2 protein-coding genes and 1 pseudogene are annotated in these 1,467 nt (G+C 63.3%); all 3 read right to left on the bottom strand.

Annotation, left to right across the window (positions count from 1 at the left end; genetic code table 11):
* A partial coding sequence (locus AC1DW9_RS36635; RefSeq protein WP_476855416.1) for a MaoC family dehydratase occupies positions 1 to 385 on the bottom strand: 385 nt, incomplete at its 3' end.
* The gene (locus AC1DW9_RS36630) at positions 382 to 1,263 is read right to left on the bottom strand and encodes a branched-chain amino acid ABC transporter permease (protein ID WP_476855415.1); all 882 of its coding nucleotides are present in this window, start codon (positions 1,261 to 1,263) and stop codon (positions 382 to 384) included. The genes AC1DW9_RS36635 and AC1DW9_RS36630, both read right to left, overlap by 4 nt.
* Positions 1,260 to 1,467: pseudogene (locus AC1DW9_RS36625) on the bottom strand (hypothetical protein); the annotation flags it as partial. The pseudogene AC1DW9_RS36625 and the gene AC1DW9_RS36630, both read right to left, overlap by 4 nt.

Genomic DNA, 1,467 nt, shown 5'->3' with positions numbered 1-1,467 from the left:
GCTTCACCACACTCACGGCGAGAGTGACGATCCCCGCGCCTGCACGTGATTCGCTGGCGCGCAGGTCGACGACCTCCTGGGTCTGCCGGATCGTGTCGCCGGGACGAGTGGCGGCTTTCATCTGACGCTCGACGGCGAGGAAGGCGAGGATGTGGATCTCGTCTAGCTGGGGCGTCCGTAGGCCGCTCGAGGCGGCCAGCACGAGAAGCCCATGGGCGATACGACCTCCGTAACCGGTGTTCGCCCGGGCCCACTCCTCGTCCGTATGCAACGGGTTGAAGTCGCCCGAGAGGCCGGCAAAAGCGACGATGTCGGACTCCGTGATCGTCCGCCCGGTCGATTCGAAGTGCATCCCGAGGGCGAGGTCGGCGAAGTACAGCGTCACAGCTTCACGCTCTCCTTGATGCCGATGATTCCGTTCGGCCTGACAAGCAGGAACACGATCAGGCAGAGCACGACGATGGCCTCGACCAAGGTGCTGGACAGGTATGCCGACACCATCGCCTCCAAGATGCCGAGCACCATGCCGCCGAGGACCGCGCCCCTGATCGAGCCGATGCCGCCGATGATGGCGGCGATGAAGGCCTTGAGCGTGATGAGGAATCCGAGTCCGATCGTGATCGTCCGGAACTCGGCCACGTACATGAAGAGCCCCACCATGCCGATGGCACCGCTCAAGCCGTAGACGAGGGCCACGATGCGGTTCACGCGGATGCCCATCAGCTCGGCTGTCGATCGATCCTGTGAGACGGCGACGATCGCCTGACCGTGCCGGCTCCGTGAGAGGAACAATTGGAACGCGACGACAATCGCCAACGCGACGGCGAGGTTCATCATGGCGAGGTAGGTGATACGGATGTCGCCCACCTTCACCGAGCCCATCGGAAGGAGGCCCTCGGGGAAGACTCGTGGTTGGACGCCCCAGAAGAGCTGGACGAGATTCCTGAGCACGAAGCCTGCGGCCATGGCCGCGATGAAGGCCATGAAGAGCTGATTTCGAGACATCAACGGCCGGTAGATGGTCCGCTCGATCATGATCGCGAGGGCGGCCGCGAGAAGCATGCCGGCAATCACGGCAATTGGAAATGGGATGCCGGCGAAGACAAGGGTGCTAGCGAAGAACGCGGCGAAGATCAACGTGTCGCCGTGAGCGAAGTGCATGAGGCCGAGGACCTGGTACACCAGCCCGTACCCGACACACCACAGCGAGTACTGCGCGCCGATCGCGATTCCGTTGACGAGCTGCTGGAGGAAGTACGTCATGAGGCGCTGCCCTCTTGAGAGAAGTAGTGGGCTCCGACTTCATCGGCTCTGGTTCCGGCCGCGGACTCGTCGAAGACGATGTGGCCTTCGGACAGGACCGCGATGCGGTCGCAGAGCTCTAGAGTCTTCGTGACGTTCTGCTCGACGAGAAGGACCGCGATCCCCGAGTCGGCGACCATTCGCGCCAGGCCGTCGTAGACCTGG

This window comes from Allobosea sp. P4_E12, assembly GCF_056401655.1.
The sequence above is the reverse complement of the archived record's forward strand: the minus strand, read 5'-3'. Positions and strand labels throughout refer to the sequence as shown.